Annotated in this window: 25 protein-coding genes and 1 pseudogene; 10 read left to right on the top strand and 16 right to left on the bottom strand. The window is 69.6% G+C overall.

What is annotated here, in order from left to right:
- Window positions 1-76: 76 nt before the first annotated feature.
- Entirely contained in the window at window positions 77-283 is a 207-nt protein-coding gene (locus tag ACFWNN_RS38060) for a hypothetical protein (protein ID WP_382444813.1), read from the top strand.
- Between the two features lies 1 nt (window position 284).
- Here ACFWNN_RS38060 and ACFWNN_RS38055 read toward each other — a convergent pair whose 3' ends face one another.
- Together ACFWNN_RS38055 and ACFWNN_RS38050 are read right to left on the bottom strand one after the other, a co-directional pair.
- Window positions 285-5,069 (bottom strand): DUF4082 domain-containing protein, encoded by a 4,785-nt coding sequence (locus ACFWNN_RS38055; protein WP_382444812.1) that lies wholly within the window; start codon window positions 5,067-5,069, stop codon window positions 285-287.
- Between the two features lie 140 nt (window positions 5,070-5,209).
- Window positions 5,210-5,389: a hypothetical protein gene (locus ACFWNN_RS38050; RefSeq protein ID WP_382444811.1), complete on the bottom strand. Its 180-nt coding sequence runs from the start codon at window positions 5,387-5,389 to the stop codon at window positions 5,210-5,212.
- 124 nt (window positions 5,390-5,513) lie between these two features.
- Here ACFWNN_RS38050 and ACFWNN_RS38045 point away from each other — a divergent pair, with 124 nt between their 5' ends.
- Window positions 5,514-5,639 carry a hypothetical protein gene (locus ACFWNN_RS38045; RefSeq protein ID WP_382444810.1) on the top strand — a complete coding sequence of 42 codons (126 nt, stop codon included), beginning with the start codon at window positions 5,514-5,516 and terminating at the stop codon, window positions 5,637-5,639.
- A gap of 275 nt (window positions 5,640-5,914) precedes the next feature.
- On the opposite strand, the gene ACFWNN_RS38040 is transcribed toward ACFWNN_RS38045, so the two are convergent.
- Complete coding sequence (locus ACFWNN_RS38040; RefSeq protein ID WP_382444809.1) at window positions 5,915-6,649, bottom strand: D-Ala-D-Ala carboxypeptidase family metallohydrolase; 735 nt, start codon at window positions 6,647-6,649, stop codon at window positions 5,915-5,917.
- 175 nt (window positions 6,650-6,824) lie between these two features.
- Here ACFWNN_RS38040 and ACFWNN_RS38035 point away from each other — a divergent pair, with 175 nt between their 5' ends.
- From ACFWNN_RS38035 to ACFWNN_RS38020, 4 genes are all read left to right on the top strand, one after another.
- On the top strand, window positions 6,825-7,319 hold the full coding sequence (locus ACFWNN_RS38035) for a hypothetical protein (protein WP_382444808.1): 495 nt from the start codon (window positions 6,825-6,827) through the stop codon (window positions 7,317-7,319).
- Between the two features lie 78 nt (window positions 7,320-7,397).
- Window positions 7,398-8,300, top strand: a complete 903-nt coding sequence (locus ACFWNN_RS38030) for an RNA polymerase subunit sigma-70 (protein ID WP_382444807.1) — start codon at window positions 7,398-7,400, stop codon at window positions 8,298-8,300.
- Window positions 8,297-8,863: a GNAT family N-acetyltransferase gene (locus ACFWNN_RS38025; RefSeq protein ID WP_382444806.1), complete on the top strand. Its 567-nt coding sequence runs from the start codon at window positions 8,297-8,299 to the stop codon at window positions 8,861-8,863. The genes ACFWNN_RS38030 and ACFWNN_RS38025 overlap by 4 nt, the downstream gene beginning before the upstream one ends.
- Window positions 8,863-9,702 carry an alpha/beta fold hydrolase gene (locus ACFWNN_RS38020; RefSeq protein ID WP_382444805.1) on the top strand — a complete coding sequence of 280 codons (840 nt, stop codon included), beginning with the start codon at window positions 8,863-8,865 and terminating at the stop codon, window positions 9,700-9,702. Before ACFWNN_RS38025 ends, ACFWNN_RS38020 begins: the two co-directional genes overlap by 1 nt.
- Here ACFWNN_RS38020 and ACFWNN_RS38015 read toward each other — a convergent pair.
- The 4 genes and pseudogenes from ACFWNN_RS38015 to ACFWNN_RS38000 all read right to left on the bottom strand — a co-directional run bounded on the left by ACFWNN_RS38015 (window position 9,652) and on the right by ACFWNN_RS38000 (window position 13,050).
- Window positions 9,652-10,200, bottom strand: coding sequence for a hypothetical protein (locus ACFWNN_RS38015; RefSeq protein WP_382444804.1), 549 nt, complete (start codon window positions 10,198-10,200; stop codon window positions 9,652-9,654). The two genes, ACFWNN_RS38020 and ACFWNN_RS38015, sit on opposite strands and share 51 nt — an antisense overlap.
- A 70-nt stretch (window positions 10,201-10,270) precedes the next feature.
- A pseudogene (locus ACFWNN_RS38010) lies at window positions 10,271-11,130 on the bottom strand (EamA family transporter).
- Window positions 11,131-11,140: 10 nt separating this feature from the next.
- Window positions 11,141-11,788, bottom strand: a complete 648-nt coding sequence (locus tag ACFWNN_RS38005) for a response regulator (protein WP_382444803.1) — start codon at window positions 11,786-11,788, stop codon at window positions 11,141-11,143.
- Window positions 11,785-13,050 (bottom strand): sensor histidine kinase, encoded by a 1,266-nt coding sequence (locus ACFWNN_RS38000; protein WP_382444802.1) that lies wholly within the window; start codon window positions 13,048-13,050, stop codon window positions 11,785-11,787. Before ACFWNN_RS38000 ends, ACFWNN_RS38005 begins: the two co-directional genes overlap by 4 nt.
- Window positions 13,051-13,222: 172 nt before the next feature.
- Between ACFWNN_RS38000 and ACFWNN_RS37995 the strand changes: the two genes are divergently transcribed.
- Entirely contained in the window at window positions 13,223-14,437 is a 1,215-nt protein-coding gene (locus ACFWNN_RS37995; RefSeq protein WP_382444801.1) for an ABC transporter substrate-binding protein, read from the top strand.
- Window positions 14,438-14,479: 42 nt separating this feature from the next.
- Here ACFWNN_RS37995 and ACFWNN_RS37990 read toward each other — a convergent pair whose 3' ends face one another.
- From ACFWNN_RS37990 to ACFWNN_RS37980, 3 genes are read right to left on the bottom strand one after another with little or no spacing between them, the layout of a single operon-like run.
- On the bottom strand, window positions 14,480-14,902 hold the full coding sequence (locus ACFWNN_RS37990) for a VOC family protein (RefSeq protein ID WP_382444800.1): 423 nt from the start codon (window positions 14,900-14,902) through the stop codon (window positions 14,480-14,482).
- A 9-nt stretch (window positions 14,903-14,911) separates the two neighbouring features.
- Window positions 14,912-15,349 (bottom strand): helix-turn-helix transcriptional regulator, encoded by a 438-nt coding sequence (locus tag ACFWNN_RS37985; protein WP_382444884.1) that lies wholly within the window; start codon window positions 15,347-15,349, stop codon window positions 14,912-14,914.
- A gap of 37 nt (window positions 15,350-15,386) precedes the next feature.
- The gene (locus ACFWNN_RS37980; protein WP_382444799.1) at window positions 15,387-17,690 is read right to left on the bottom strand and encodes a glycosyl hydrolase family 18 protein; all 2,304 of its coding nucleotides are present in this window, start codon (window positions 17,688-17,690) and stop codon (window positions 15,387-15,389) included.
- A gap of 262 nt (window positions 17,691-17,952) precedes the next feature.
- Here ACFWNN_RS37980 and ACFWNN_RS37975 point away from each other — a divergent pair, with 262 nt between their 5' ends.
- Entirely contained in the window at window positions 17,953-18,399 is a 447-nt protein-coding gene (locus tag ACFWNN_RS37975) for a hypothetical protein (protein ID WP_382444798.1), read from the top strand.
- A gap of 5 nt (window positions 18,400-18,404) precedes the next feature.
- On the opposite strand, the gene ACFWNN_RS37970 is transcribed toward ACFWNN_RS37975, so the two are convergent.
- On the bottom strand, window positions 18,405-18,866 hold the full coding sequence (locus ACFWNN_RS37970) for a DUF4396 domain-containing protein (RefSeq protein ID WP_382444797.1): 462 nt from the start codon (window positions 18,864-18,866) through the stop codon (window positions 18,405-18,407).
- Window positions 18,867-18,952: 86 nt separating this feature from the next.
- Here ACFWNN_RS37970 and ACFWNN_RS37965 point away from each other — a divergent pair, with 86 nt between their 5' ends.
- Window positions 18,953-19,285, top strand: a complete 333-nt coding sequence (locus ACFWNN_RS37965) for a hypothetical protein (RefSeq protein ID WP_382444796.1) — start codon at window positions 18,953-18,955, stop codon at window positions 19,283-19,285.
- Window positions 19,286-19,339: 54 nt separating this feature from the next.
- Window positions 19,340-19,870 (top strand): DUF305 domain-containing protein, encoded by a 531-nt coding sequence (locus ACFWNN_RS37960; protein WP_382444795.1) that lies wholly within the window; start codon window positions 19,340-19,342, stop codon window positions 19,868-19,870.
- Here ACFWNN_RS37960 and ACFWNN_RS37955 read toward each other — a convergent pair whose 3' ends face one another.
- Genes ACFWNN_RS37955 through ACFWNN_RS37935 form a run of 5 tightly spaced genes read right to left on the bottom strand, consistent with a single transcriptional unit; the run spans window position 19,871 to window position 24,388 of the window.
- Complete coding sequence (locus tag ACFWNN_RS37955; protein ID WP_382444794.1) at window positions 19,871-20,866, bottom strand: YdcF family protein; 996 nt, start codon at window positions 20,864-20,866, stop codon at window positions 19,871-19,873.
- Window positions 20,867-20,888: 22 nt separating this feature from the next.
- Window positions 20,889-21,065 carry a hypothetical protein gene (locus ACFWNN_RS37950; RefSeq protein ID WP_382444793.1) on the bottom strand — a complete coding sequence of 59 codons (177 nt, stop codon included), beginning with the start codon at window positions 21,063-21,065 and terminating at the stop codon, window positions 20,889-20,891.
- 16 nt (window positions 21,066-21,081) lie between these two features.
- Window positions 21,082-21,234 carry a hypothetical protein gene (locus ACFWNN_RS37945; protein ID WP_382444792.1) on the bottom strand — a complete coding sequence of 51 codons (153 nt, stop codon included), beginning with the start codon at window positions 21,232-21,234 and terminating at the stop codon, window positions 21,082-21,084.
- A gap of 38 nt (window positions 21,235-21,272) precedes the next feature.
- Complete coding sequence (locus tag ACFWNN_RS37940; RefSeq protein ID WP_382444791.1) at window positions 21,273-21,995, bottom strand: phosphotransferase; 723 nt, start codon at window positions 21,993-21,995, stop codon at window positions 21,273-21,275.
- Complete coding sequence (locus ACFWNN_RS37935; RefSeq protein ID WP_382444790.1) at window positions 21,992-24,388, bottom strand: tetratricopeptide repeat protein; 2,397 nt, start codon at window positions 24,386-24,388, stop codon at window positions 21,992-21,994. The genes ACFWNN_RS37940 and ACFWNN_RS37935 overlap by 4 nt, the downstream gene beginning before the upstream one ends.
- Window positions 24,389-24,507 lie beyond the last annotated feature (119 nt).

Raw genomic sequence — 24,507 nt, 5'->3', positions numbered from 1 at the left:
GATGGTGTACCCCGCCGCCCCGGGGGGGGGGCCCCGGCCGCACCCCCCCCACGCCGTCCCCGCGGCACTGATCACCATGACCTCCGGCGGCACTCCCCCGGCCGCGCTGGCGATGGCCCGCGACTGCGTCGAGCTGCGCCTGCGCAACCTGGGCGGGGCACCGGGTTCCAGCGCCCGCACGTGGGTGGCGGGCGCCGTCGCCATGGCGTTGCCGATGGTCGTCGGCACCACGCTCCTGACGGTCGGCGCCTTCGCCCTGTGCCCGTTCCTGCTGCCGTTCTGACCTACTCGGTGAACAGCACGTCCACCCAGTAGTTGCCACCGTTGTACGTCGTGGCGGGGAACCCGCTGCCCGCCTGGAACACGCCGTTCGCGTTGCCCGCGGTCAACGGCCCGCTCGTGACGGCCGACGCCGAGAAGTAGCCGGAGTCGAGCGCGTACCGGCCGGTCGTCGTCGTGTACGAGGCGACGTAGGTGGTGCCCGCCGTGATCGTCACCGAACTGTCGAACGTCAGCGTCTGCCAGCCCGTCTCCGTCTCGCCGGCGAAGGTTCCGGTGGCCAGGCGCTGACCGTCGGCGGACCAGAGCGACCCGGTGTGGGTGCCGGTGTTGCCCGCGCCCTTGTAGAACCTCACCCCGGTGACCCGTCCGTCCACTGAGGACGAGAACCGGACGCCCAGCTCGTACGCCCCGGTGTCGTCGGACGCCGCCACCGTCGGCAGGGTCGCGCCGCTGAACAACGAGCACGGGCAGGTCTGCGTGGTCGCGGTCGTGAACGACCAGGTGCTCGCCTGCGGCATCAGGTTCCCGTACGCGTCGGCGATCCTGATGCTCGCCGTGTACTTCGTGCTCGCGGCCAGCCGTGCCGACGGCGTCCACGTCACCGTGCGCTGGTCACCCGAGAGCGCCAGCGTGCCGGCGAGCTTCGCGCCACCGGGGTCGGTGAGCGAGAACTGCGCGCCGCCGAGCTCGACGGGTTCGTCGAACGACACGGTGACCGCGCCCTCCGCATTGACCTCGGTGGCGCCGTCGAGCGGCGTGCGCCCCTGGACCACTGGGGCCTGGTTGTCCGCGTTGGGCTGGTAGACCACGTCGACCCAGTAGTTGCCGGAGCCGTACGTCATCGTCGGGAACCCGCTGCCGACCGCGAACACGCCGTTCGTCTCCTGCGGCGCCTGCAACGGACCGGAGTCCACCGCCGTGCGGGCGAAGTAGCCGCCGTCGACCGCGTACCTGCCCGCGGTCGTCGTGTACGAGGCCGTGTAGGTCTGGCCGGCGCTGACGATCACCGGCTGGGCGAACGTCAGGGTCTGCCAGCCGGACGCCGTCTCGTTGGCGAACGTGCCGGTGGCGAGCCTGGAACCGGTCGCGTTCCAGAGGCTGCCGGTGTGCGTGCCGGTGTTGCCCGTGCCCTTGTAGAACTTCACGCCCGTGATCTGACCGGACTGAGCGGGCGTGAACCGCACGCCGAGCTCGTACGCCCCGGTGTCGTCGGACGAGGTCACCGTCGGTTCGGTGGCGGGGCTGAACAACGAGCACGGGCAGACGGCCGTGGTGCTCGTGGTGAACGACCACACCGCCGCGTCCGGCATCGGCACGCCGTTCGCGTCCGCGATGCCCAGGTGCGCCTCGTACCTCGTGCCCGGCACCAGCTTTCCGCTCGGCGTCCACGTGACCGTCCTCTGGTCACCCGACAACGACACCGAGCCGCTCAGCTTCGTGCCGCCGGGGTCCTTCAGCCAGATCTGCGCCGACGCCGGGTCGACCGCCTCGCTGAACGTCGCGGTGAGCGGCGCAGTCAACGAGACGTTCGTGGCGTCCACGGCCGGTGTGCGCGCGTTGAGCGACGGCGGGGTCGTGTCGCCGTTGAGGCCGTTGCGGTAGATGACGTCGACCCGGTAGTTCGTGGCGTTGTAGGAGTTGTTCGGGAAGCCGGTGCCGTACTTGTAGACGCCGTTGCCGCCGTCCGTCCCGTTCGGCAAGGCGTGCAACGACTTGTAGTCCGCGCCCTGCCCGTTGAAGTACCCGGACGTGACCGAGTAACGGCCGTTCGGCGCCGTGTACGACACCACGTACGTCGTGTTCGCCTGCACCGCGACGGGGTTGCTGAACATCAACCGCTGCCAGCCCGACGTCGTCTCGTTGGCGAACGTGCCGGTCGCCAGCAGCAGCCCGGTCGAGGTCCACAACGATCCGGTGTGGGTGCCGGTGTTGCCCGTGCCCTTGTAGAACCGGACGCCGAGCACCTCGCCCTTGCCGTCGAACCTGACCTTCGTGCCGACCTCGACCTGGTTGGTGTCACCGGAGTCGGCCGAGGCCGGCGCCGCGAAGTCGTCCCAGATCGTGCACGGGCACGCGGCCGGGCGCGGCGACCCCGTCGTGAACGTCCACGTCGAGACCGCCGACATGTTCGCCGACGCGTCTGCGGCCTTCAGCGACGCCGTGTAGGCCGTGGCGGCGGTCAGCGGCGCGGACGGCGTGAACGTCACCGTGCGGGTGTCCTGCGACAACGCGACGGCGCCGGGAACCGCGCCGTTCGGGCCGGTGACGGTGAACTGGGCGCCGGTCAGCGTGACGTTCTCGTCGAACGTGCCGGACACCGTCGTGGCCAGGGCGACCGATCCCGCGTTGGTGGCGGGCGAGTTCGACGTCAGGACCGGCGCCCGCGTGTCCGGGCCGGGATCCGGCGCCCACACCACGTCGACCCAGTAGTTGGTGTAGCCGAACGTCTGCTGCGGGAAGCCGGGACCGAACCGGAACACCCCGCCGTTCTCCAGCCCGGTCAACGGTTCGAGGTGCTTGTCCTTGCGGAAGAAGTACTCGCTGTCGTACGCGAACCGTCCGGCGGGCGCGTAGTAGGAGACCACGTACGTCGTGTCTGCGGCGACCGCGACCGGCGACGGGAACAGCAGGGTCTGCCAGCCCGACGCGGTCTCGTTGACGAACGTGCCGCTCGCCATCAGCTGCCCGTCCGCAGACCACAGCGACCCGGTGTGCGTCCCGGTGTTGCCCGCCCCCTTGTAGAACCGGACGCCCCGCACGTACCCCGCGCTCGTGCTGCGGTACTTCATGCCGAGCTCCAGCGCCGAACTGTCGTTCGCGCTCTCCACCTTCGGCAGGTCACTACCCGCGAACACCCCGCAAGGACACGTCCGCGTGCCCACGCCCGGAGTCGCCGACACCGGTTGCGAGAGGTTCGCCGAGTCGTCGACCGCGCGCACCCGCAGCTGCGCGGTGCCCGACTGCGCCGGTGTGTACGTGTAGTTCCAGGTGGTCTGGCCCGCGAGCCAGTTCGCCGAGTGCCAGCGGGTGCCGCCGTCCGTCGACACCTCCACCCCCGCGACCTGCCCGACGGCGTCGATCACAGTGCCGCCGAACGTGTAGGGCTGTCCGACCGTCGACTGCTGCGGCACCGAGCTGATCGTCACGCCCGGCGGTGCGGAGTCCGAGCTCGTCGTCGACGCGACCAGGCCCTGCTGCAACGAGTTCGGGAAGACTCCCATGTCCGCCAGGAAGTTGATGGTCGCCTGCTTCATCCGCACGTCGGACGTGGGCGTGTTGGTGCGGAACGCGTGGTCGTCGTCGACGCCCCACGCCCACTGCACCGTGCCCGCCCCGAACACCAGCGACCCGCTGGGATGCCGGTAGTAGGTCACCGCGTGCGTCTTGACCTCGGACCCGTACTCGTCGCCGTGGTTCTTGAGCACGAAGTAGCCCTGCAGGTCGACCGTCGTGCGCGACAGCTGGGCGACGCCCGGCGGCTGGAACCCGTTGTCCTCCACGGTGTTCCACTCGTAGCCGAGCGTGCCGGGCTGGAACGTGTAGGTGCTGCCGGCGGCCATGTTCTGCAGGTCCGTGTTCCGCCAGAGCCGCATCTTCCCGTACGCGGCGGGCACCTGCATCGCGTCGTCGCGGCGGCCGTTGACGGTGAAGAGGTTGCCCAGCAACGCGTTCTCCGGACGGCCACCGTCCTGCGGCGGGCTGTACCGCGGGTCGCGCCACGTGCCGGTCCAGTCGTTCAGGCCGTCGTCCTGCGTGCCCTTGGTCTCCTTGAAGGCCGCGATGGTGCGCCAGTCTGTCTGGCCGGAGTCGATGCTCTTCTCCCAGCGGTGCTTCCAGAAGATCTCGTTGCCCGTCAGGAACGCCAGGTGCACCCCGGCGTCGCGGGCGGACTCGACGTTCGCGCGCTGCTCGTTCGACCAGTACTCGGGATGCCCGACCGGCATGAACACCCGGTGGTTCTTGATGAGCTCACCGCGCCGGGCCGTGTCGGCCTCGGTCGTGTACGTGAGGTCGTAGCCGTTGGCTTCCAGGAACCTCAGCATCGGGTACTCGGCGTTGAAGATGAAGTTCTCGTCGCCGTCACCACCGGTGTACGGCCTGTTGTAGCTCACCTTGTAGGAGCTGCCGCCCTGTCCGGGCCCGTCCCCGAAGTAGAGACTGTTGCCGCCGTAGCGGTTGTACGCCACCCACGTCGCGTCCGACGTCTGCAACATGATCTTCGCGTGTGAGGAGTCGTCCCGCACCACGAACACGATCTCGTTCTCGGCGCCCGTGTCAGTGCGCTTGGTGCGCGCGTAGTAGATGCCCGACACCGCGTCCGACGGCACGGTCCAGCTCAGCGACACCGCCCAGTTGCCGCAGTCGATCAACGCCGTGGGCCCGTCCCGGAGGCACGGCGGCTGGTTCTGCGGGGTGTTCCGGCTGGTCTGGCCCACGTGCCGGGCGCCGATGCCGCCGTACCAGCCCAACCGGTAGATGTCGATCGTGTACGACGACGCGGTCGTCAGCATCTTGAAGTCGACCCGGCCGCCCGGCGTGACGCTGATGTCCGTCGTGAAGCCCAGGATCGCATCGTCGCGAGAGGACACCTGCCAGTCCGGCGTGCCGGGTTTCGTGTTCTCGCACAACACCTTGTTCAGCACCGGCGTGTCGCACGGCGCGGCCTGCGCGACCGGACCCGACGCCACCATCAGCGGCACCGCCACACCCGCACCGACCACAAGGGACAGCAACGACCTGAAACCACGTCTCCACAGCGGAAGGGGCCTGGCCACCGACGCCGTCATGCACTCCACCTCTCGGTACCCGATCACTCAGAGCGAGACGCCAGCTACTAGACCCCTTAGTAGATGAGCGTCGCTTCGAAGGTCGGTCGACGAGGCGTCCGCGTTACACGAGTCGTCCGGTCGGCCTGGATCGCACGGCGTCAGAGCCAGCCCTGCCGCGAGGCCTGCACCCCCAGCTGGAACCTCGTCTGGGCGCCCAGGTTCATCGGGACGTGCGGGAACACCCTGACCTGGTCGCGGGCGTCGGTCTGGATGCTGTCGAGGACGGCCCTGCCCGCCTCGGGGGACGGCAGGAGCTCGAAGTCGGTGCGGCCCGCCACGCCCCCGGGACCAGAGCTGGGACAGCAGGTCCGCGCTCTCCCTGGCCAGGGCGGCTTCGCGGGTGTGGCGGTCGGCGAGGGTCTCCATCGCGAGCCTGGGCGGTGCGGGGATGACGGTGTCCGGGTGCTGCTCCACGAGGCCGATCGCGGCCAGTTCGGTGAGCGCGGCCGTCAGCTCGTCGTCGCCGACCCGCAGTCGTGCGGCCGGGGCGCCGGAGTCCACTCCCCCGCCTCTACGAGGTCCAGGTAGGCGCGCTCCACTGCCGCCGAAAGGCCCAGCGCCTGCGGGGGCTGCATGGACGAAGTCGGCAATGCCCTGGTCGGTCGCGATCCAGTCGCGCGACGAGCCAGTCCCGCAGCGGCGTCGAGGTGGAGCACACGTGACCGGTCGGGTCGAAGAACTCGACACCGAGCCGGTCCACGAGCTGTCGACCCTGCACTCGGACCACCGCCGGCACCAGCATCAGCGTCGTCATGGCACCAACCTGACAGCGGGGCCGCGATCACCACGGCCCCGCACCAGGCTCAGGACACGCCGCAGCTCGGCGCCGACCAGAAGCGCGACGACTTGTGCGCGACGTGCACGTGGTCGTTGTGCCCCGTGTACCCCGGCCCGAGGATCTCGTTGAAGCCGTGGTTGCGCGCCTGCTTGGCCAACGCGCAGAAGCCCTGCGGCCCGGCACCCAGGTCCACCGCGTCGCCGTAGAGGTGACGGCTACCGGCCGCGCCGCCGACGGCGTTGTTGCACGAGACGCTGCGGAAGCCGCCGTTGACGTCGATCGGCCTGTCCCCCATGGCGTGCCGCATCGCCTGCAGCTTCCACATGGACACCAGGGCGTTGGCCCGCGCCGTGGCGGCCGAGACGTTGCCGCCCGACCAGTCGGAGTTGCAGTTGTTCAGCTCGTCGTAGGAGAAGTTGACCGGCGTGCAGTCGTTGTCCTGCAACGCGTACAGCTTCGAGAACGTGGCGGACCCGGCGATGCCGTCGGCACCGAGCCCGTACGCCTGCTGGAACCGCGTGACCGCAGCCTTCGTCCCCGCCCCGAACTGCCCGTCGATGGCGAGCACGGCACCGTAACCGGGGTAGCCGGCCACGCGGATCTGCAACTGCCGGACGTCCTCGCCCGACGCGCCTTGCGAGAGCGTTCGCCCCCAGGTGTAGCAGGCGTCGGCCGCCGAGGGGTCGGCCTGCGCCGCGGCCGGGGCGGCCACGACACCGAGGAGCAGGGAGAGCACCGGTAAGACGAAACGGAGTTTCACGACAAGCGCCACCTTCCGATCACAGGGAGGTGCAGCCTGTCGAGGCCGATCAAGGTCTGTCAATGGGCAACCAACCCAGCGCCTGGTTGGGCGACGAGAAACCACCCGGACAGCCGCCGGAGCCTGCCGTGAAGGCGCTAGCGTTGCGAACCCGCCTTCTCGAAACTGTTCGTTTGTGCTCACACCACTTGTCGCTGGACTGGTCGCGCTCGCGGGAGTGTCGCTCGGAGTGCTCCTGGAGCCGGTGAAGGCCAAGGTGGCGGCGCGAACCCGGCTGCGGGAGGACCGGGCACTGCGCTGCGCCGAGTTGGTGGAAGCGGCGATCGCGTCCCGTGAAGAGATCAAATGGCTGCTCAGGACCATCCGCGAGGACAAACCTCCGGTGCCGGCCACGGCCGCGATGATCGCCGAGGCGGAGCAGCGGTACTGGAGCGCCCGCAACGACCTCAAGAAGATGGTCCTGTTGATCCGCCTCACCGGGCCGGACCAGCTGATCGCGAGCGCGGAGGCCGTCAGCGACACCGACAGCGCTGTCCGGCGACTGTGGTTCGGCCTCGAACCCGGCGAGCGGAAGTCTCACTCCGACGAGATCCGCGAGACGTTGCTGAAGAGCCGGCGAGCGCTGGAGGACTTCACCGCGCTGGCACGCCGGCTCACCACGTCCTCCTGATGACGCGACACACCGGCTGCCAGGAGCGTTCGCGCCAGAACGACGCCCCGTCCGGCGGATCCGCGTAGGGTCGGGCTCGTGATCGAGACGCTGGAGCCGTTCCGGGTCGAGCTGACCGGCTACTGCTACCGCGTGCTCGGCTCCGGTTCCGAGGCCGAGGACGCCGTGCAGGAGACGCTCGTGCGCGCGTGGAAGGCGTACGACAGTTACGACTCCGCGCGCGCGTCGTTGCGGACCTGGCTCTACCGGATTGCCACGAACATCTGCATCGACATGCAACGCAGTGCGCAGCGTCGGGCCCTGGCGGTCGACTTGGGACCGTCCGGTGGGGAGATCGGGGCGCCGCTGCTGGAGAGCGTGTTCGTGCAGCCCGTGCCGGACGCGTTGGTGCTGCCGGAGGACCTGGCCATCCGGCGGGAGACCGTGCGGCTGGCGTTCGTGGCGGCGTTGCAGCACCTGCCCGCCCGGCAGCGGGTGGTGTTGATCCTGCGGGACGTGCTGGCCTGGCAGGCCGCCGAGGTGGCCTCGTTGCTGGAGATCTCGGTGGCTTCGGCCAACAGCGCGTTGCAGCGGGCCCGGGCCACGTTGCGGGTGGTGGACGTGGGCGACGCGTTCGATCCCGTCGATCCGGCGCAGAAGTCGTTGCTGAGCCGGTACTGCGAGGCTTTTGAGCGGCACGACGTGGAGACGTTGGTGTCGTTGTTGCACGAGGACGCGACCATGTCGATGCCGCCGTTCAGCTGGTGGTTGCGCGGGCGTGAGCCGATCTCCGTCGCGTTGAGGGACCCCGGGGCTTCCTGTGCCGGTGCCTGGCTGGTGCCGGTGCGGGCCAACGGGTCGCCCGCGTTCTGGCAGATGCGGCCCGGGATGGAACGGCCGTTCGGGTTGGTGTTCCTCGACGTCCGGGACGGGCTGGTGACGGGCAGCACGACGTTCTTGAACGTGGAGGAGTTCCTGCCGTTGTTCGGGGAGGGCCTGTGATTCGGATCCTGCCGTCGGAGGAAGTGCCCTGGGAGGACGTCGAGGCGGTCTTCGACGGGTCCGAGCCGCGGAAGTGCCGGTGCCAGCGGTACAAGGTCAAGGGGTGGATCTGGCGGGACTCCACGCTGGACGAGCGGTACGAGGCGCAGTGTTCGCAGGCTGCGCTGGGCAGCGGGCTGGTGGCCTATGTGGACGGTGAGCCCGCCGGCTGGGTCGCCGTCGAGCCCCGGTGTGGGTACGCGAAGTTGCTCGACATGCCGATTCCGTGGAAGGGCCGGACTGAGGACAAGGACGACCCTGACGTGTGGGCGGTGACTTGTTTCGTGGTGCGCAAGGGGTTTCGGCGGCAGGGGCTCACCTACGAGTTGGCCGCGGCAACGGTGGAGCACGCGCGGTCGCGCGGGGCTCGGGCCGTCGAGGCCTATCCGATGATGGCTGATCCCGGGAAGACCGTCACGTGGGGCGAGCTGCACGTGGGGGCGCGGCAGGTGTTCGAGGAGGCCGGGTTCGTGCAGGTCACGCATCCGACCAAGCGGCGGTTCGTGATGAGGGTGGACTTCTGATGTTCTCCGAGGTGGTCATTTCCACGGCGCGGATCGACGTGCCGGCGCTGGTGGCCGGGGACGGGCCCGTTGTCGTGTGCTGGCACGGGTTTCCGGACCATCCGGCGTCGTTCGGTCCCCTCGCGGAACGGTTGGTCGCCGCCGGCCGGAAGGTGGTGGCGCCGTTCCTGCGCGGGCACCACCCGTCGACCGTCGACCTGCTGCCGTTCGCGGACGGGCTCACGCTGGCCGCAGATGCCGCCGCACTCAACGAGGCGCTGGGTGGGCCTGTCGACGTGATCGGGCACGACATCGGGGCCGGGGTGGCCGGACGGCTCGCGGCGCTGCGGCCCGAGTTGGTGCGGCGGGTGGTGACGATGTCGGTGCCGCCGCCCGCGGCGTTGCGGCGGATCTTCGACGAACCCGCCCAGCAGCAACGGTTCTTCTACCTGTTCCTGTTCCAGGTGCCCGGGGTGGGCGAGGCGTTGCTGAACGACGCGTTGATCGAGTACCTGTGGCGGACGTGGTCGCCTGGGCTCGAGGTGCCGTCGCACGTGCGCGAGCTGTACGCGGATCCGGCGGTGCGGGCCAACTCCTTGAAGCTCTACCGGGCGAACTTCGACCGGTCGTTGCACGATCCGGCGTTGGCCGAGCTCGGCGCGGTGACGGAGCAGCCGGCCGAGGTGCCGCTGCTGGTGCTGGCCGGCGCGGACGACGGGTGCATCACGCCGGACAACTACGCCGGCGCCGCCACGGCTCTCGCGCCCGGTTCGCGGGTCGAGATCGTGGCGGGCGGGCACTTCCTGCAGCTAGACAGCCCCGACGAGGTCGCGGCGCTGGCGCTGGACTGGTTCCGCTGACTTGCGGACGCGGCCCCACGGCTTGAAGACCGACAGGAAGTAGGCGAAGAGCAGCAGCGTCGGCGCGACGACCACCGGATGCAGGATGCCGGTCGGGATCACCGCGGCCGGGTCGCCCGCGAGCATGCGTTCGCCGATGCGGGCCGCCTCGGCCACACCGGGGCGGAGCGCGAACGCGATCAGCAGCGACATGCCCACGTTCAGCACGAGCTTGATGGCGACCCACCAGTACCTGACCAGGCCGTACTTGCTGCCCACTCCCAGGACCACGCCGGAGAGCATGCAGACGACGCTGGCGCCGAACATCGGCCAGATCGCGAACAGGTCGACCGCCTGGATGGCGATGCCCGCGGTGCCGGTGTCCGTTGTGGACAGTGCGACCACGACCAGGATGTCCAGCGCGAGGTCGATGCCGAGCCACGCCGCCGCCGACAGGACGTGCACGAGCAGCACGGCCTTGCGGGCGCGGCCGCTGAGCTTGCGGGTGGTGGTAGCCATCGCGATGCACTCTCCTTCTCTCGTGGTGTCGCGTCTTACTCTCGTCACCGCGAGGGCGTGCATCATCCGCTCACGTTCTGATTTCGCGTACGTCAGATTGCGTACGCGTCTGCGCGACGACCATCGCGGCGAGCACGACGGCGGCGCCGACCAGCTGGACGATGGTGAGCTTCTGACCGAGGGCCGCCCAACCGACCGCTGCGGCGACCACGGGCGTGAGCAGCCCCAAGAACGTCACCTGTGTCGCGGTCAGCAACGTGATGCCGCGGATCCAGACGACGTACGCGACCGCTCCCCCGAAGATCGCGAGGAACGCGTAGCCGGCGACGTTCCGAGTGCTGAACGCCGGCAGGTCTTCGAACGCGAAGGTCACCGGCACCAACAGGAGTCCGCCCGCCACGAGTTGCCAGGCCGTGGTCGCGAGGGCGGACGGCGCGACCCAGCGTTTGTTCAGCACGATCGCCGCAGCGGTCACGGCCGCGCCGCCGAGTGCCGCCACGACGCCGAGTGCGTCCAGCTCCGCGTCGGCCCGCAACACCAGGAGGCTCACACCCGCGAGCCCGGCAACGGCCGCGGCGACGATCTTCAGCGACAGGCGCTGCCCGAGCACGCGGGTCGCCAGGAGCGCCACGAACAACGGCTGGATCGCCAGGACCGTCGCGGCGACACCTCCAGGCAGGCGGTAGGCGGCCACGTAGAGCAGCGGGGTGAACGCCGCGAAGTTCAGGGCGCCCAGCACGGCGAGCGCCACCACCACTCGCCGTGCGGGAGCCGCCGGGTGAGCGCGAGCAGGATCAGGCCCGCCGGCAACGCCCTGAGCAGCGACGCCAGCAGCGGGCGGTCGGGCGGGAGGGACTCGGTCGTGACGAAGAAGGTCATCCCCCAGATCGCCGGCGCCAGCGCGGTGACGGCGACACGATGATTGATCACCGCACCGAAGCTAGCCGCCGGGCGTGACGATCCCTCTCTCGTAGGCGAACACCACGGCGTGCGTGCGGTCGCGCAGGTTGAGCTTCGTCAGCACCCGTGACACGTGCGTCTTCACCGTCGTCTCGCCCAGGAACAGCGAAGCCGCGATCTCCGCGTTCGACGCGCCCTTGGCGAGCTCCACCAGCACCTCGAACTCACGGTCGGTCAGCTCCGGTGGGCGCGTGCGTTCGCGTGCCGCCGTGCTGAAGCGGGCGATCACACGGCGGGTGACCTCGGGCGAGAGCAACGCGTCGCCGCGCGCTACGACGCGGACGGACTCCACGAGGTCTTCCGGGGAGGCGTTCTTGAGCAGGAAGCCGCTCGCGCCCGCCTGCAGGGCCTCGAAGAGGTAGTCCTCGCGGTCGAACGTGGTCAGGATGACTACGCGCGTGCCGTGGCCCGCGGAGAGGATCTGGCGGGTGGCTTCGAGGCCGTCCATGCGGGGCATCTGGACGTCCATCAGCACCACGTCGGGGCGCAACGACGCCACCAGGTCCACGGCCTGGGCGCCGTCGCCCGCCTCGCCGACGACCTCGATGCCCGGTTCGGTGCCGAGGATGACGCGGAAGCCGGCGCGGACCAGGTCCTGGTCGTCGGCCAGCACTACTCGCAGGCTCACGCCTTCTCCTCCAACGCGGTCGGCAGTGACGCACGGACCAGATAGCCCGCTTCACGCCGTGGGCCTGCTTCCAGCGAACCGCCGTGCACGGCTAGACGTTCGCGCATACCGACTAGCCCGAAACCGGGGCTGGTGGACGTGGCACGGCCACGGCCGTCATCGGTGATCTCCAGCTCCAGCGCGCTTTCCAGGAACCGCATCCGCACGTCGACGTGGTGTGCGTCGGCGTGCTTCACCACGTTCGTGAGTGCTTCCTGCACGACGCGATACGCGGACAACGCGACGCCGGACGGCACCTCGCGCGTGTCGCCGTACACGCCGAACCCGACCTCAAGGCCTGTGGCGCGGGCGCTGTCGAAGAGTTCGGGCAGGTCGTCAAGCCCGGGGGCGGCTTTGAGGTCGGGCTCGGCGTCGGCGCGCAGCACCCCCAGCAGGCCGCGCAGTTCGCTGATGGCGGTGCGGGCCGTCTGTTCGACGGTCTGCAGGGCGTCGCGGGCCATCGCCGGGTCGGAGTCGAGGACGCGGCGGGCGGCGCCGGCCTGGATGCCCATCACGGAGACGTGGTGGGCGACGACGTCGTGCAGGTCGCGGGCGATGCGCATGCGTTCGGCGGCGATGGCGCCACGGGTGTTCTGCTCCTGCGAGCGGCGCAGCTCCTCCGCCTGGAACTCCAGCTGGGCTCGGCGGCGGGCGCCGGACCACGCCATCTCGCCCACCACGTAGGCGAACAGGAAGAAGAAGATGTTGAACTCGAGCCCGTAGACGACGGAGGCGAGCACCGGGTCGATCGGCCCGGCGGCGTCCTCGAACTCGCCCTTGGGGCCGAGGAGCGCGCGGACGAGGCTGAAGCCGAGCCACAGGAACATCGCGACGATCACGCCGATGCGGGACCACCGCGCCCGCAGGCGGTCCTGGCTCCACGCGCCGACGGTGAAGATCGCGAGGAAGAGGATCGCGGACGGCACCAGGTTGTCGCCGGTGCGGTTGATCTGCGCGGCGATGAAGAGCGCGGACACCACGAGCAACACCGAGATCGGGTAGCGGCGGCGCACGACGAGCGGCACGGACAGGGCGATCACCCAGGCGAGCTGCACGAGCAGGCTCGGCGGGTCGCGGAACACGAACGCGCCCATGCTGTTGACCAGCACGGTGACCTCGATGGCGCACAACAGGACGATGACGGCGATGCCGATGTCGCGCTGCCGTTGCCGGAGCGTCGGACTGGGCCTGCGCCATTCGTCCCACACGGGTTCTTCCTGCACCGGATCAAGGTACCCGGCACCCGCATTCCATCGGTAATCGAAGCTATTTGCGAGCCGGGCGTGTTCCGGACCACAAAATTGGACGAACCCTGACTCGCTGTTCAATACTGCGCGTCACCGCCGACCGAATTCATCTGCGACAGGGCCTGGAATGTCTATTCGCCATCTATTCTTGTCCGCCGTCCTGGCGCTCGGCGCGGTCACGGCCTGCGGCTCCCCCACCCCGGAGACCGGGGCCGTTCGCACTGGTCCGGGCGTGTCCACTGAATCGATCTCGCTCGGTGTGCTCACCGACATGACCGGTCCCTTCAAAGGAACCTCGGTTCTCAGAATTCGCGGTTATGAACTCTATCTGGACCAGGTCAACAAACGCGGCGGCGTGTGCGGGCGGCGCATCGAACTGAAGCAGAAGGACCACGCCTACGACGTCCAGAAAGCACTGGACGCCTATTTCGAGCTGGAACCGCAGGTGCTCGGATTCATGGATGTGACGGGCCAGCCGATGACGGCCGCCATCGAACCGGACCTCGTGCAGACCCGCGCCCTCACCGTGCCGAGCTCGTGGGCCGCGTCGCTGCTCGGCAACCCGCACATGATGATCGTCGGCACCACCTACGACCTGGACGTCATCAACGGCCTCGACTTCTACAAACGCCAGGGCGCGCTCAACACCGGCGACACGATCGGCCACCTGCACCTGCGCGGCAGCTTCGGCGACAACGCGCTCGAAGGCACCCGGTTCGTCGGTGAGAACTGGCAGATGAAGGTGTCCGAGCAGGCCGTCACCGAGGCGACGGCGAACCTGACCGAGCAGATGACCGCGCTGAAGGCCGCGGGCGCGAAGGTGCTCGTGCTGAGCCTGACCCCGCCGCAGACCGCGGCCGCCGTCGGCATCGCCGCGCAGCTGGGCTGGACCGTGCCGATCCTGTCGAGCGCGGTCAGCTACGACCCGGCGATGATGCAGTCACCGGTCGCGCCCGTGTTCGCCAAGCAGGTGCTGCTCACCTCGCCGGTCGCGCCGTGGAGCGCCGACGCCGAGGGCGTGCGGCAGCTGCGCGACAGCTACCAGGCCCGGTGGCCGGGCGAGCCGGGGTCGCTGAACACGGTGCACGGCTTCACGGTCGCGATGGCGTACGTGGCGGTGCTGGAGAAGGCCTGCGAGAAGCGGGACCTGACCCGCGACGGCGTGCTCCGCGCGTTCCACGACACCAGCGCGCTCAACACCTCCGGACTGACCGGCCAGCTGCGGTTCTCGCTGGTGGGACGGCCTTCCGCGACCCAGTCGTACATGAGCAGGCCCGACGGCGGGGTCCCGGGCACGCTGAAGGTCGAGGAGAACCTCTACGAGTCCGACCTCGTGAAGCTCAAGGGGACGCGGGCGCGGTGACGAACGGTGGTCCGAGGCCGCACCAGCCCCGGACCACCGCCGTCAGAGCTGGTTGATGCGCACCAGGTTGCCCGCCGGGTCGCGGAACGAGCAGTCGCGCACACCCCACGGCTGGTCCTCCGGCTCCTGCAGGACCTCGCCGAACCCGGTCTGCTCGACCCACGTGCGCGCCTTGTCGAACGTGCCCTGCAGGTCCTTCGACGCGAGCGACAACGCCGTGTAGACGCCCTTGGCCATCAGGACGGCGATCGTGCGGCGTTCCTCGTCGCTCACGCCGGGGTCGGCGGCGGGCGGGTGCAGCACGATGCCGGTCTCCGGCTGGTCGGGCGGCCCCACGGTGATCCAGCGCATGGTGCCCTGGCCGACGTCCTGGCGGACCTCGAAGCCGAGCGCGTCGCGGAAGAAGCCCAGTGACTTCTCGGGGTCGTCTGCGGGGAGGAAGGCCGCGGCGATGATGACTGACATGCGGCCAACCTAATCGGACGGACCGGTCGCCGCTTCTCGATTCCTGATCGGCCTCATCACGGCCTTGGCCAGGCAGTTCGGGATGCCCTGACCGTCCTCGGCCGCGGTCTTGCGGTACTGGCTCGGCGACATGCCGACCAGTTCGGAGAAGCGGGTGCTGAACGTGCCGAGCGAGGTGCAGCCGACCTCGAAGCAGACGTCGGTGACCGACATGTCGCCGCGACGCAGCAACGTCATGGCCCGTTCGATCCGGCGGGTCATCAGGTAGCTGTACGGCGACTCGCCGAACGCCGCCCGGAAGGCGCGCGAGAGGTGACCCGCCGACAGGTGCACGCCGCGAGCGAGCGCCGCCACGTCCAGCGGCTGGCGGTACTCGCGGTCGATCCGGTCGCGGACCTTGCGGAGCAGGAGGAGTTCCTGCAGGCGCGGGTCTGGGGCGGTCACGATCGACAGCCTAAGGCCCGCGCCTGACAAGAGCTACGAACTAGCAGGCACCCTGGTCACGCCAGACGCCCCACTCGCCGGTGGTGCCGGGCTCCTCGCCCGTCGTCCACCACTGGGCCCGCCACTTGCGGCCCTTGTGCGACACCTCGTTGCCGCCCACGTAGACCTTGCCGCGATCCCACGCCGGCAGCGAGCACGTCTGAGGCGTGGTCGTCGTCGTAGTGGTGGTCGTGGTGGTGGTCGTCGTGGTCGTGGTCGTGGTGGACGTCGGAGTCGTGGTGGTGGTCGAGGTCGGCGTCGTGCCGCCACCGATGCGCGGGAAGTCGGCGCTGATCGCGTACGACTGACCGCCGAAGGTGAAGACGAAGTTCGACGGCGAGGCGATCGGCAGCTGGTAGCTGACGGTCACCTCGATCGACGCGCCCGGTGCGAGCGACTGCCACGACGGCAGCGTGAGCTCCGCCTTCTGGAAGTCGCCCTTCAACCCGCCGACGTTCGGCCCGCTGTGTCCCTTGGAGACGATGCGGAGCCCGAAGCCGGACTGGTCGGCCATGCTGCCGGGTGCGCTGGTGCCGTAGTCGAACGCGATCTTCGTGCCACCGGGGATGGTGACGGTCGACCGGTTCGTGAACTTGATCTTCGGCGTGATCGGGTAGTTGTTGTCGCCCAGCGCGAAGCCGTACACGTCGACGTCGACGGCCAGGACCTGGGTCTGCTGCGTCGACGCCTTCAGGTTGCCGTAGGGCGCGGCGCCGTTCAGACCGGTGTTGATGGTCGACAGCAGCGTGTCGCCCATGAACCACTCGTTCTTGGCGTTGTCGAACTTGTAGTCGCCGGCGAGCTCCCAGATCATGATGCCGCCGAGGCCCTTGTCCTTGACGTACTTGGCCTTCTCCGCGATCGACTGCTCGGTCTCGGTGGAGAGGAACACCTTCTTGTCGTTGTTCCACAGCCACGGCGACTTCAGCGTCGAGTCGTAGTACGGCGTGTACGTGCCGGTGAGCCGGTCGGTCGGGTCGTTGACCGGGTCGAGGCCGTACTGGCCGAGGTACGACGGCGTGATCTTGGCTTCCAGGTTCTTGGTGTGCCACAACGGGTTCGCGCCGGACGGCACCTCGGCGCTACCGGCCGTGACGTCGTGCCAGACGTTGTCGATGCCGACCGCGCCGTTGCCGCACGGGGTGGTCGAGCCGACCGACGACCCGGTGCCGGGCGGGCACTGCGACTGGTTCGGCAGCGGGGCCTTGCCCCACAACCCGTTCGTGCCACCGGTGACGCCCTGCCAGCCGCGCGAGTAGAACGGCACGCCGATGTTGATGCGCCCGGCCTGCATCGCGCCGCGGAAGTAGTGGTACGCCCAGTCGGTGTTCAGGTACCCCATGCCCTCGTACTGCCCTGCGCCGTAGACGCCACCGGCCGCGAGCTCCGCGTCCTTGCCGTCGTCGTAGAGCGCGGCGTTCGGGCCCACGAACTGGTTCCACGACCCGTGCAGGTCGTAGCTCATGACGTTGAGGTAGTCGAGGTACCGGGTGACCTGGTAGGCCTCCTGGCCGCGCAGCAGCCAGCCCGAGGCGGGCACGGCGGCGGTCAGCAGGTAGTGCTTGCCGTCGGCGGCACCGGCGCGGTCGAGCTTCTCGCGCAGCGTCTTCATGATCTTCTCGTAGCCGGCCCACAGCGTGCCGCGGTTGGCGTTGGAGATCCAGAAGTCGTCCGGGTTGCCGGCGTGGTTGTTCGACGTCGCGTACTCGTAGTCGATGTCAGCGCCGTTGAAGCCGTAGGTGCGCAGGAACGTGACGACGGAGTCGGCGAACGTGTCGATCGCGGCCTGGTTCTGGCCGAGCTTGTAGAACCCGCCCGACGCGTTGCGCGTGCCGTCGGCGTTGAAGAAGCCGCCGGTCTCCGCCCAGCCGCCGACCGAGATCAGCGTCTTGACGTTCGGGTTCGTCTTCTTGAACTTCGTGAGCTGGTTGAAGTGCCCCTTGTAGGGCAGCGACGGGTCCATCTCGGAGCCGGCCACGCCGGGCCACTCCATGCCGATGGACGGGTTGTTCGCGTCGTTGGCGCCCACGGAGATCTTGTTCTGGGCGTCGATGTGCGCGAACGCGTAGTTCAGGTGCGTGACCTTGTTCCAGGGGATGTCCTTGGCGAGGTACCCGGGCTGACCGTTCTTGCCGGTCCGCCAGCTGGTGAAGTACCCGATGACGCGTCTGGACTTGTCCCCCATCTTCTCGCGTCCGGCGGTGTCGTAGGCCGTGCAGTACGGCACGTCGACACCGGCGGTCTTGTAGAGCCCGTCCGGCCGGCAGTCCTCATGGGCCGCGGCTGCGGTCGGAGCGTTGGTCACGGCTATCACGGTCCCGGCTAGCAGGGCTAGCACCGGGACCACTCTGGCGAGCAGTCGCAAGGGAAGGACCTCCTGGCTAGGGCGGCGGCCACTGCCCGGAACGGTAAAATGGTCCAGACCTTTAGGTCAACAGTTGATCACACGACAACGTTGACCCGTTATGGGACGTTTATCCGGTCCGCAACCGGTACCGGGGGCTCCTACCTGCGAAATTCGCCATCACTGACACTCATTGTCAGTGATGGCCCCTAGCGTCGGCCCCATGAGCGCAAGCGACTTCGACTTCTTCCACGGCCGGTGGCACGTGGCCAACCGCAAGATCGACGACATCCCGGGGCGCGGCACGGAGTGGGTCGAGTTCGAGGCGGAGTGCGAGGCCAGGCCGTTGCTGGGCGGCGGCGGCATCATCGACACCCTCACCGCCCCCGGCTGGGAGGGCATGACCCTGCGCCAGTACGACCCGGCCGCCGACGTGTGGCGCATCTGGTGGGCCTCCACCCGCGCGCCCGGCCACCTCGACCCGCCGCTCGAAGGCCGGTTCACCGACGGGCACGGCGTCTTCTTCGGCGACGACGTCGTCGGCGGGCACGAGGTGAAGGTCCGGTTCGACTGGACGACCGGCGCCACGCCGACGTGGCGCCAGCAGTTCTCCTACGACGAGGGCGCGACCTGGGCCGAGAACTGGGTGATGACCTTCAGCCGCGCCTGACCCGTCTAGTGGTGGTGCTGGTGAACGACCGCGTGGCCCTTGCCGCGCGCGATCATCCACCGGTTCACCGGCACCGTCACGACGAACGCCACAGCCAGCGAGAACACCAGCGCCGCCCAGAACACCCAGTTGCCGAGGCCCGCGTCCATCGCCCCGGGCACCAGCAGCATCACGCCGTTGTCGACGATCTCCATGACCGCGATCGACACGGTGTCCGCGGCGAGCGCCACCCCGAGCGCCGCCTTGAACGCGAGGCCGGACCGCAGCACCGGGCGGATGGTCAGCGAGTAGCCGAAGAGGAACGCGAGCACCACGGCCAGCACGATCGTGGCGAGGTTGCCCCAGCCCAGCGCCGTGCCGATGACCATGCCGAGCACCTCGCCGATCGCACAGCCGGTGAGGCAGTGCAGCGTCGCGGAGACCGCCTGCCTGGTGAGACTGGTGGGAGCGTGGGCTGCGTGGTCCATGTCGGGCCTCCTCTTCCTTCAGGTCGATCCGAACCATACCCCTAGGGGGTATCCGTATCAAGGCATACCCCCGTAGGGTGTGCCACATGACGACGCACCGGCTCACCCAGTGGGTGTTGCTCGGCGCGCTCGTCCTCGCCGTCGTCGGTATGCACCACGTCGCGGCGGCGGAAAGTCCGCACGCCGACCACACGGTCTCCCACCAGCAGGAACCCGAACAGCCCCACGAGCACGACCTGTTGCACCTGTGCCTCGCGGTCCTGGTCGCGGCCGCGGTCGTGCTGCTGGGCTGGTTCCTGGTCAGGACGGCACTCCCCCGGCTCGCCGCGCCCCGCACCGAGGCGCCGCTGAGCACCCCGCAACGTCCGCCGCCGGGCGGAAGACAGCTCCTCACGACTCTCTGCGTGCTGCGGAACTGAGTTCGCCTCAGTCCACTCAGCACTGTCCACAAACGCAGAGAGAAGAAGAACCCCGTGAAGAAGTCCCTCATCGGGGCTGTCGTCGGCATGCTCGTGCTAGCTGCCTGCGGTGGTCCCGCGAACAACGCTGCCCCGAAGACGAACAACGACGCGGACGTCACGTTCGCGCAGCAGATGGTCCCGCACCACGAGCAGGCGCTGGACATGGCGAAGCTCGTGCCGTCGCGCAGCAGCGACGCGAAGGTCCGCGACCTCGCCCAGCGGGTCGAGAAGGCCCAGGGCCCCGAGATCACCCAGCTCAACCAGTGGCTGAAGGAGTGGGGCGCGGAGCCCAAGAGCGACCACCAGGGCCACGACATGTCCGGGATGATGAGCGACGAGGACATGGGCAAGCTGGAGAAGGCCGGCGGGGCCGAGTTCGACCGCCTGTGGCTGGAGATGATGATCGAGCACCACGAGGGCGCGGTCGAGATGGCGAAGAAGGAGCTCACCGACGGCAAGGACGAGAACGCGAAGAAGCTCGCCCAGGCCGTCATCGACGGTCAGCAGCAGGAGATCACCGAGATGAGGGAACTCCTGAAGTAGCTAGTTGATCTGGGTCAGTGCCAGCCCGCCCGCCATCAGCACGGCGCACGCCAGGCCGTGCACGACGGGGTTGCGCACCAGCAGCGCCACGAACTCCCGCAGGAACGCGCTCGGCACGAAGTACCACGCCGTGGGCGCGCCGATGACCTGCAACCGCAGGCCCTGGTTGCGGGAGAGCACGGCGGTGCGGAACACGTGGTAGTTGTTCGTGACCGCGACGACCCGGCCGTGGAGACCCCGCTCGGCGAGCAACGCCTTGCTGTAGCGGAGGTTCTCCTCGGTCGTGGTCGCCTGGTCCTCCATCACCACGTCGGCGTCGGGCACGTCGCGTTCGAGCAGGTACTGCCGCATCGCGAACGCCTCGGACACCTCCTCGTCCGCGCCCTGCCCGCCGCTCACGACGATCACGGGTTCGCGGCCGGACTCGCGTTCGCGCCGGTACAGGCGGATCGCGCGGTCGAGGCGGTTCGCGAGCAGCTTCGGCACGCGGTCGCCGATCAGGCCCGCGCCGAGCACGACGATGCCGTCGAACCCGTGCCGCCGCCCGGTGCGGCCGTAGACCACCGAGTACAGCAGCAGGCTGACGAACAGGAAGGCGATGTAGGCCGACACCAGGAACAACCCGATCGCGGAGCCGCGGATCCAGTCGTTGGGCTGGAGGATCCCCCACGCGAAGTAGACCATCTCACCGAGCAGCGCGAGGCCCGCGAGCAACGACAGCAGGTTGCCCAGCGACCGGCCTTCGCGGCGCAGCATCACCACGCCGTTGGCCAGCAACGCGAGGGGCAGCAGGAAGAGCCCCAGCACGGCCAGCATGAAGGCGAGGATCAGCGGCACGCTCAGCACCGGGTTGTCGCGTCCCGCCTCGGCGAACGACAGCAGGAGCATGACCATCGAGATGCCGAGCCAGATGGCGTTGCTCAGCCTCCGGCGGTCGCGCAGCACCCCGATGACGAAGAACGTGGCGGGAATGAGGAACAGCAGGCCGGCGAGCACCGGCACAGCGTAGTACCGATGATCACTCGGTGCTGTCGGTCTGCTCCGGTTTCGGCGCGGGCTTCGGCCGCGGCCGCAACGTCACGGCGCCCGCCGTGAGGTCGAGCGGGCCGGTCTCCTCGTAGTCCTCGCCGGTGCCCGCGTCCGTGGCCTCGCGCCGGACCTTGGGGCCCGGGAACAACTCACCCAACTGTCCCATGGCCCCGACACTACCCTCAGAACAACGCGATGAGCAGCACGATCACGGCGATCGCGACCGCGAGGAGGATCCACTTCGAGTTCGCGGGCCGGCGGTAGTGGCTGCGGACCGTGGTCGAACCGAACCAGCTGTACGGGCGGCTGCGGCGGTGGCGGCGAACCCAGGGCATCTCGTCCTCCTCGGGGGAAGTGGCTTGTCTGCTCCCGGTTACCCGCGTTTCAACCGCTCGAGTACTCCAGCCAGACCAACTTCCACGGTTTCGGGGTCGCCGATGTCGTTGCCGTAGAGGACTTCGTGCCACGGCCCCAGCTGATGCCAGACCAACGCGCGCTCCCGCAGTTCGCTCGTGACGCCGTAAGCCTGAGCCAGCGCGTCGGCGAACTCCGGTGGTGTCGAGTGCAGCGCCCACGCGAGGTCGATCGCCGCGTCCCCGACGTGCAGGTCGCCGAAGTCGATCACGCCGGTCAGCACGCCGTCGCGGCCCAGCACGTGTTCGGGGCCGAGGTCGCCGTGCACGAGCGTGTCGGCGGGAAGCCCGTCGAGCCGCGCCAGCAGCTCCTCGCCGCCGGGCACGCGCACCTCGGCCCGGAAGCGCTCCACGGGCAACGGCATCGGGCCGGCGCCGAGCGCGACCGCCTCGCTGACCGGAGCCGCGTGCAGGGCGCGGAGGAACTCCCCCAGCTGACGGCCCTGCGTCGCGGTGAGCGCGGTGATCTCCTCGCCCGGCACGAGTTCGTGCCGCACCACCACCGGGTCGGCGGACACGACCTCCGGCACCGGGACGGGCAACGGCAGCAGGGGCGCGAGCCACGGCATGACGACGGTCTCGCGCAGGAGCTGCGGGCCGATCTCCGGACGGCGTGGCCGCCGTTCCACCCATCCGCCGACCAGGACCGCCGTGCTGTCCCAGCCCTCACCCAGGTACGTCACGCGCCCAGTGTTACCAGCAACTCCCGCACGTCGGCAGCGACTTTCCGCTGCCCTCGCTCCTCGGCGGCGGCCAGCGCCTCGTGTGCCGTGTGGACGGACCCGGTGAGCCGGGCGCGCACGAGCAGCGCGCGGGAGAGGTCCATGAGACTGTCGGTGTCGCGGATGGTGCCGAGCACCTCGTCGATCAGTTCCACGGACGCGGTGGCGCCGGCCAGCAGGATCGACGCGGTGATCACGCCGGGTTCGTAGCCGATCTTGCGGCCCAGCTCGACCGCCTCCAGGGCGTGCCGTCGCGCGTCACCGGGCTCCAGGACCGCCATCGCGACCAGGCAGTCGATGCGGGTCTTGGGGTGATCGGCGTCCTTCGCGACCTGGAGACACCTGTCCGCCACGGCGAGGCCTGCCTCGGTCTCGCCGCGTTCGGCGTGGACGCGGACCAGGGTGGCCAGCGCGTTGGCGAGGGCGCGTTGCTGGTCCTGGCTCGTGTGCAGGCGCACCGAGTGGAGGCTCGTCTCCAGCGCGAGGTCCAGCTCGCCCAGTTCGAAGTAGGCGACCGAGAGGTTGTCCAGGGACAGCGCGAGCAGGTTGAGCAACCCCAGCCGTTCGCTGATCTCCTTGCACTCCTGGATGTGCTCGGCCGCCCGGCGCAGGTCTCCTCGCGTGCCGTGGGTGATGCCGAGGTTCATCAGCGTGCTGCCGATCCCGCGTTCGTCGCCGATCTCGCGGCGGATCTCCAGCGCCGTCGTCAGGCTCCGCTCGGCCTCGGCCATCTCGCCCATCTCCATGTGGACGAGCCCGGCCGAGTTCCTGATCGACGCCACCGCGAACGGCGTGCGGGCGAGCTCCAGCGCCTCGGCGAAGTGCTCCAGCGCGTCCCGGTACGCCCCGCGCGTCCACTGGGACATGCCCAGGCCGAACAGCGAGGCGGACTGCCCGGCCGTGTCCCCCGCCTGCGTGGCCGCGCGCAGACCCGCCTGGAACACCAGCGCCTTGTCCGACTCGAACCGGCCGATGTGGAGGTAGATCCGCAGGGCGTCGGCGAGCTGCTGCGCGTACGGCGACGGCGCGGCGACCACGGCCGCGACGAGGTTGGCGTGTTCCTCGTCCAGCCACGCGCCCGCCTCGTCGCGGTCCGCGAAGCGCAGGCTCGGCCCGTCCAGGTCCGGCTCGGTCATGAGGCTCGTCTCGGGGACGATCTTCAGCACCGCGTTGTGCGCCGTCCTCAGGTACCACGCGTACATGTCCAGCAACGCCGCCCGATCGTCGTCGTCCGCGGCGTCGGCGGCGAACAGCCGGATGAGGTCGTGCAGCTGATGGCGAACGCCCACGCGGTCGACGAGTCCGGCGTTCACGAGCTCGGCGAGCTGCGGTGCGGGGTCGTGGCCCGCGAGCGCGGTGGTGGCGGCGAGCCCGGTGTCCGCGCCCGGCTGCAGCCCGAGGCGCCGGAACACGCTTCTCGCCTCGACGCTCAACGTCCGGTAGGACAGCTCGAACGCGGCCCGCACGGCCGTGTCGCCGTCGATCTCCAGCCCGTCGAGCCGGTCGCCGCGCAGTTCCTCCAGGTAGTCCTCGACGTGGCCGTGCGCCGCGTTCGCCCCGGCGATCCGCAACGCGAGCGGCAGGTGCGCGCACAACCGCACGAGCTCGGCGCGCTCCTCGGCAGACCCCTGCACCCGCATGCCTTCCAGCAGCTCGTGCGCGGCCTCGTCCGCGAGCACGCCCAGGCGCAGCTGATCGGGCAGGTCGTGCCGGCTCGTGATGATCGCCAGGCAGCCGGGCGCGTGCGGCAGCAGCGGTTCGACCAGGTCCTCGTCGGCGTTGTCGAGCACGACCAGCACCTCCTTGCCGGCGAGCTTCTGCTGGTAGAGCTCGGCCTGCGCCTCCAGGTCCGCCGGGATCGCCGCCTGCGGCACGCCGAGCGCCCGCAGGAACCCGCCGAGCGCCTGCTGGGCCGTGACCGGGGGCGCCGCGGCGAACGCCCGCAGGTTCACGTAGAGCTGGCCGTCGAAGTACTGCGGCCGCAGCCGGTGCGCGAGCCGCACGGCCAGCGCGGTCTTGCCGACGCCGGGCGGGCCGGTGATCGCGACCCGGCTCCGGTGCTCGAGGCTCGCCAGCTCCCGCTCGCGGCCGACGAAGTCCGGCAGGTCGGCGGGCAGCTGGCACGGGCCGGGCGTGCGGGTCCGCAGCCGGTAGCCGGAGGCGTCGGTGACGATCTCGTCGGGAACGGCCCGGCGCAGCCGCTTCACCAGGCTGCGCAACGCGGGCAGCGGGCTCGCGGGCGGCTGGTCGCCCCAGACCTCGCGGATCAGGTCGGCGAACAGCACCGGCTCGTCGGGACGCGCGGCCAGGGCCTGGTGCAGGGCGCGCAGCTTGCCTTCCGGAGTCGCGGCCATTCGCCTGATCTTAGGTCGTGTCCTGCAAGTCCGTCAGGTGGCAGGCGCGGGCGAGAGACCCGGAGGCAGTGCCGCCGCCATACCCTCATACCGGGCGTATTCGGGCATGGCGGCGGTGC

The sequence above is a fragment of the Lentzea sp. NPDC058450 genome, from assembly GCF_042721395.1.
Classification (GTDB): domain Bacteria; phylum Actinomycetota; class Actinomycetes; order Mycobacteriales; family Pseudonocardiaceae; genus Lentzea.
This window is presented reverse-complemented; position numbering and strand designations above follow the sequence as displayed.

What these genes read in the sequence shown, in the direction of transcription:
- ACFWNN_RS38060 (WP_382444813.1), top strand. Translation starts at nt 77, where the DNA reads ATGACCTCCGGCGGCACTCCCCCGGCCGCGCTGGCGATGGCCCGCGAC.
- ACFWNN_RS38055 (WP_382444812.1), bottom strand. Translation starts at nt 5,069, where the DNA reads ATGACGGCGTCGGTGGCCAGGCCCCTTCCGCTGTGGAGACGTGGTTTC.
- ACFWNN_RS38020 (WP_382444805.1), top strand. Translation starts at nt 8,863, where the DNA reads ATGTTCTCCGAGGTGGTCATTTCCACGGCGCGGATCGACGTGCCGGCG.
- ACFWNN_RS38015 (WP_382444804.1), bottom strand. Translation starts at nt 10,200, where the DNA reads ATGGCTACCACCACCCGCAAGCTCAGCGGCCGCGCCCGCAAGGCCGTG.
- ACFWNN_RS37990 (WP_382444800.1), bottom strand. Translation starts at nt 14,902, where the DNA reads ATGTCAGTCATCATCGCCGCGGCCTTCCTCCCCGCAGACGACCCCGAG.
- ACFWNN_RS37975 (WP_382444798.1), top strand. Translation starts at nt 17,953, where the DNA reads ATGAGCGCAAGCGACTTCGACTTCTTCCACGGCCGGTGGCACGTGGCC.
- ACFWNN_RS37970 (WP_382444797.1), bottom strand. Translation starts at nt 18,866, where the DNA reads ATGGACCACGCAGCCCACGCTCCCACCAGTCTCACCAGGCAGGCGGTC.
- ACFWNN_RS37965 (WP_382444796.1), top strand. Translation starts at nt 18,953, where the DNA reads ATGACGACGCACCGGCTCACCCAGTGGGTGTTGCTCGGCGCGCTCGTC.
- ACFWNN_RS37950 (WP_382444793.1), bottom strand. Translation starts at nt 21,065, where the DNA reads ATGGGACAGTTGGGTGAGTTGTTCCCGGGCCCCAAGGTCCGGCGCGAG.
- ACFWNN_RS37945 (WP_382444792.1), bottom strand. Translation starts at nt 21,234, where the DNA reads ATGCCCTGGGTTCGCCGCCACCGCCGCAGCCGCCCGTACAGCTGGTTC.
- ACFWNN_RS37935 (WP_382444790.1), bottom strand. Translation starts at nt 24,388, where the DNA reads ATGGCCGCGACTCCGGAAGGCAAGCTGCGCGCCCTGCACCAGGCCCTG.